We start from the raw sequence: 4,347 nt of genomic DNA on the forward strand, positions 1-4,347 counted from the left end.
CGGATGCCCGTAGCAAAGTCAGGAATATCTTTCCCCACCTGCGACTGCAGCGGCGGCAGCACGTCGCCCGGACGGCCGAGGATGAACTCAATCGGATCCTCTTTAGTAGTGAGCTTGCGATCGGGGTCCGTATCCAGACAGTGGCGATAGGTCGAGGCGAGCGAGGTGCTTTTGCCTGAACCGGTAATACCGCCCCACAGCCCCACCCCCTTCGCCGGCAGGAGGTTCGCCATCAGCTCCGGCTCCAGCCCAAGACTTTCCAGCGGCGGGATGTCGGAAGGAATGACGCGCAATGTCCAGCCAATAGTGCTGTCCTGACGCCCCGCCGTGCCCTGCAGCAGATTGACGCGAAAGCGGATGCGCTCCCCACGGTTCAGGCCCCAGCGGCCGTTCATGTCGCCGTCGAGCTGCATCGCCCGGTCAACCGAAACGCCGCCGCGCACCTGTGGGCGGAGCTCCGGGGAAAACACCTCGTCCATCAGTTTGGCCATGGTGTCGTCCGCCACCGCAAACGGGCTTGCCCTGAGCAGGCGGCCGTAACGGCCGACCACAAAGTGGTTGTCGCCCTGCAGGTGAATGTCGCTCACGTTGTTGCGCGCGCACCACACCATAAAGCCGCGCAGCGTGTCGGCGCTGAGTCCGCCGCTGAAGTCATAAAGTTCCAGGTCTGAGGCTGCCATCAGCGCTTCTCCGTATTGATGACCGGCTTCCACTTCGCCTTGTCGGTGACGAAGCCGGCGCGGGACTCAAGACGTCGCTCGCGGTCGCCGGTGGTGAGTTTGTTGCTGTCGCCGGTGACCGTCTGCTGGCGCTCGGTCACCACCGGCGCGGTGATAAGGTTCTGACGGCGCAGCAGCACGTACTGCAGCATGCCGTTGTAGTCGCGCGTCAGGCGGTTGACGTTGGCCTCCAGCGTCTCGTCGGCGCTCTGGCGCCCTTCTGCCCAGCCTTCGTTGACCGCCGCCTGCCAGATGTCGCGCTGCACGCCGTTTTCCGGGATAAGCCCGCCTGCCGGCTCGGCAGGCGGCACGGTGCTGAGCCCGGCCATCAGCCAGCCGCGCCACGTCGGCGGGTTGCTGACGAAGCGCTCGGGCTGGATGATTTCGTACACGTGGCTCGCGGTGCGTATCTGGTCGGGCGTGACGTGCGCCACGTCCACCGCCTCGGTGATAACCGGCGGCAGCCAGCCGCGGCTGCTGATGAGCGGGCGGAAGTCATAGGTGGCATCGAGCTGCTTAGCCCGCGCCTCCAGGTCGCGGCGCAGTTCCCACGCCCGCTGCGCCTTGCCGCCGCGAAAGCCGGTGGTGCGCCCGCCCTCGGTCAGCATCTGCCGGCGGTTGTCGGAGACGTCAGCGGTGTCGCGCTTCTGCGGTGACAGGTAGGCCTCCGGCCCCGGCGGCGGCGCGCCGTCAGGACCCGGCGCAGGGGCCGCTTTCGTAAAGTGAAATCCCGCGCAGCCCGCCAGCAGCGCGGGCAGCAGCAGGATGCAGAGTCGGGCTTTCATCGGCGGCCTCCCTTATAGTTACGTCCCGGCTCAGCCGGCAGCGAAGGCATAAACTGCAGCACCATCTGCCCGGGGTACGTCACGAACGTGGCGCGCCAGGCGGTCTGCATCTCAATCATGCGCAGGACGTTTGCATAGGTGACGTCCTGCACCTCAATGTCCACGGGCAGCGGCAGGCGCGCGCCGGTATAGCTGAAAGTCAGTCCGCGGGCGCGGGCCAGCGCGCTCAGCAGTTCCACCGCGTCGCCGTTCCAGCTGAAGGTGACGCGATCGCTGTCGGCGCGGATGACCGCCACGGGCAACGTCGTGCTGTCACGAAGGCCACCCTCCATCCACAGCTGCGTCAGCTGAAGCGCCGCTTTCGGCTTCGGGTTGACGATGTTTGCCGGGGCTGCGCCCGGCGAAGGAGAATGAGGGGGCAACTGGCAGCCGCACAGCAGCAGCGCCGGAAGCGCTGCCGTAAGAATGAGTCGTTTCATGGAAAGCCTCAGCATCCGGCCGGACGGACGGATACGTTGAATAAAAAATTGAGCGACCCTGCGCGGAACCGGCAGGGTGAAAAGGGTCAGTTAACCGAGCAAAAGACCGGCACCTGCCAGTTCTGTGTGTAACCGCCGCCGCAGGCAACGCCCAGCGTGTTCCAGGATGACCAGTCGCCGTCATGGTTGACGCGACCAATTTCCAGGGGCCAGCGGCCGCCGCAGCTGTTCGCACAGACGCGCACCGGTGAGCTGCTTCCGCTCTGCCAGACGCCGTTCTGGCAGGCAAGCGTGGCGCCCGATGCGTCGTGGCTGATTGCCCCCAGCTGGCCGCACGCCGCGCCCGCCGAGTTAACCTGATCCTGAGACAGCACGCCGCCCGCCGAGACGTCACCGTCCGATCGCAGGCTGCCGGCCCGCATCTGCCCGGCAGTGTAAATATTCTTGTTGTTAACGGACCTTACCCAGTCGTTATCCGACATATAAAAGCCGCCGCCGTAGGTTTCATTCAGCCAGCCTTTGCCGGCGCGGGTGATGATCCAGCCGTTATTGCTGCGGATGTCGTTGTTGGCCGTGATGCCGTTGTTGGCCGTCACGTTGTTACCGGCCGCCACGTTGCCGTTTCCGGTCACGTTACCGTTCGCCGTTATGCTGCCGCTGGCCGTAACGTTACCGCCGGCCGTCACATTGGTACCGGCCGTCACATTGGTACCGGCAGACACCTGGCCGGTGAAGGTCCCCGTCGCCGCGCTGACCGTCCCGCCGCTGTTAATGTTGTTGCCGTTCATATCGATGGCCGTGTGCATACGGTTCAGGTCCGGCCGGCCGGTCACCTGATAGCGGTAAAGCCTGTCGCTTTCGTCCGCGTCGGTGCCGAGCGCGTCGGCGGACAGGAATGCCGCAAGGCGCCCCTGCTGACCGGTCAGCCCGTAGTCACCGAGCTTTGCCTGCCAGCCGCCGTCGGCGCCCACCGCGTTGTTTGCCGGCCAGACGTAGCCGCCCATGCCGTCGGTGTCCGTCGCTATCTGACGCAGGCCCTTATAGGGAATTTCGCTGCCGCCGGTGGTCAGCACGAAGGCGACCAGCTGGCCCGCCTGACCCGGGTCTCTCGCCACCGCGAGCTGGTAAGTCTGTCCGCTGTCGTTGGTCAGTGAAAAGCCCTCCGGGAGGTAGCCCTGCGTGCGCAGCGTGGCGCCGGTGATCACGACAGGGCCGCCGGCAACCTGCGTCAGCAGCGTGTTGCGGTTGTCGCGCACGTAGCGCTTGCCCGCCTGCGCCACGAAGCTCAGATGCGAGGCCGTTCCGGTCCAGACCTTTTCCTGCTGCATGCCGGCGTAGCGGTCCATGGCGCCGGGCGTGATGATAAGCACGATGGCCATCACGATGCCGAGCTGAAGCAGCATGTTGCCGCGGTGTACCGCGCGCGGCTTCCGTTTCAGAAATTTCATCAGAGCACTCCCGCCAGTTGTTGGGGAAAGAAAAGGCACACGCCGCACAGGTAACCAAACAGCGCGGGCGCAAAGGGTTTTGAAGTCTGGCGCGTCAGCGCCGCGCACAGGCAGCACAGCAGCAGCCCGCCGGCGGCGGCGTAGCACGCGCTGCGCCACGGCAGCCAGGCGCACAGGCCGGCCATCAGATAAACGTCACCGAGCCCCATGCGCTCCTCGCGCTGGCGAAAGCTGGCCAGCCAGCGAACGGCGCCGGACAGCGCGAACGCGGCGATACTGGCGGGCAGCGCCTCGCTGAGCGGCAGCACCGCATCCGGCAGCGCCGCAGAGGCCAGACCGCCCAGCCAGAACGTCATCGTGTAGCGCAGCGGCAGCCACTGACAGCGAAGGTCGGTGAGCGTCAGCGGTACCGCAAGCACCAGCAGGAGTAAGCTACGCATGACGGCGCTCACCGGCACCGCAGGTGGAAGCGCCAGCAGCCAGCCGACGGTGAGCAGGTAAATCAGGGCAACCGGCGTCAGAAGCGGCCAGGTCAGAGGCGGACCATCATGCGTGCGCAGAAATCGGCTGGCCTGATGCGCCTGCAGCGCAAAGAGCCCCGCGCAGCAGGCAAGCCATGCGCCGGCCGCCGGACCATCGGTAAATAAAGTCATGAAATATTCCGTGTGAAAGGTCAGCGTCGGGCCATGTAGTCGGCGTAAACCTTGCGGGCATAAAGCATCCGGCGGGCGGTATTGTCGTCGGCGAAGCCGGCGTTATAGCTGCCAAGGCACTCCCACGTGACGCCGCAGACCTGCAGGTGCCGTGCGAGTATCCAGGCGCCGACCATCACGTTCAGGCAGGGTTTTGTCAGCAGGTCCTGCTCGCTCTGCAGCACGCCCATAGTGCGCAGCTGCGGCACGTGCGTGGAGTTGAT

The 4,347-nt window shown here is 65.6% G+C and carries 6 protein-coding genes; all 6 read right to left on the bottom strand.

Annotation, left to right across the window (positions count from 1 at the left end; all coding sequences use genetic code 11):
* Window positions 1–680 (bottom strand): ATPase, T2SS/T4P/T4SS family (locus tag ACVLVH_RS24060; protein WP_498950451.1); only part of this gene is annotated, 680 nt, incomplete at its 3' end.
* Entirely contained in the window at window positions 680–1,504 is an 825-nt protein-coding gene (locus ACVLVH_RS24065) for a type IV secretory system conjugative DNA transfer family protein (RefSeq protein ID WP_498950453.1), read from the bottom strand. The genes ACVLVH_RS24065 and ACVLVH_RS24060, both read right to left, overlap by 1 nt.
* Window positions 1,501–1,983: a DotD/TraH family lipoprotein gene (locus ACVLVH_RS24070; protein WP_498950455.1), complete on the bottom strand. Its 483-nt coding sequence runs from the start codon at window positions 1,981–1,983 to the stop codon at window positions 1,501–1,503. Before ACVLVH_RS24070 ends, ACVLVH_RS24065 begins: the two co-directional genes overlap by 4 nt.
* An 86-nt stretch (window positions 1,984–2,069) precedes the next feature.
* Window positions 2,070–3,431: a shufflon system plasmid conjugative transfer pilus tip adhesin PilV gene (gene pilV, locus ACVLVH_RS24075; protein ID WP_498950456.1), complete on the bottom strand. Its 1,362-nt coding sequence runs from the start codon at window positions 3,429–3,431 to the stop codon at window positions 2,070–2,072.
* Window positions 3,431–4,084 (bottom strand): prepilin peptidase, encoded by a 654-nt coding sequence (locus tag ACVLVH_RS24080; protein ID WP_498950457.1) that lies wholly within the window; start codon window positions 4,082–4,084, stop codon window positions 3,431–3,433. Before ACVLVH_RS24080 ends, pilV begins: the two co-directional genes overlap by 1 nt.
* Before the next feature lie 20 nt (window positions 4,085–4,104).
* The coding region (locus ACVLVH_RS24085; RefSeq protein WP_498950458.1) for a lytic transglycosylase domain-containing protein at window positions 4,105–4,347 on the bottom strand (243 nt) is incomplete at its 5' end.

This window comes from Kluyvera sp. 1366, assembly GCF_054823405.1.

Coding starts and splice junctions, on each gene's coding strand:
- ACVLVH_RS24065 (WP_498950453.1), bottom strand. CDS start 1,504: ATGAAAGCCCGACTCTGCATCCTGCTGCTGCCCGCGCTGCTGGCGGGC.
- pilV (WP_498950456.1), bottom strand. CDS start 3,431: ATGAAATTTCTGAAACGGAAGCCGCGCGCGGTACACCGCGGCAACATG.
- ACVLVH_RS24070 (WP_498950455.1), bottom strand. CDS start 1,983: ATGAAACGACTCATTCTTACGGCAGCGCTTCCGGCGCTGCTGCTGTGC.
- ACVLVH_RS24080 (WP_498950457.1), bottom strand. CDS start 4,084: ATGACTTTATTTACCGATGGTCCGGCGGCCGGCGCATGGCTTGCCTGC.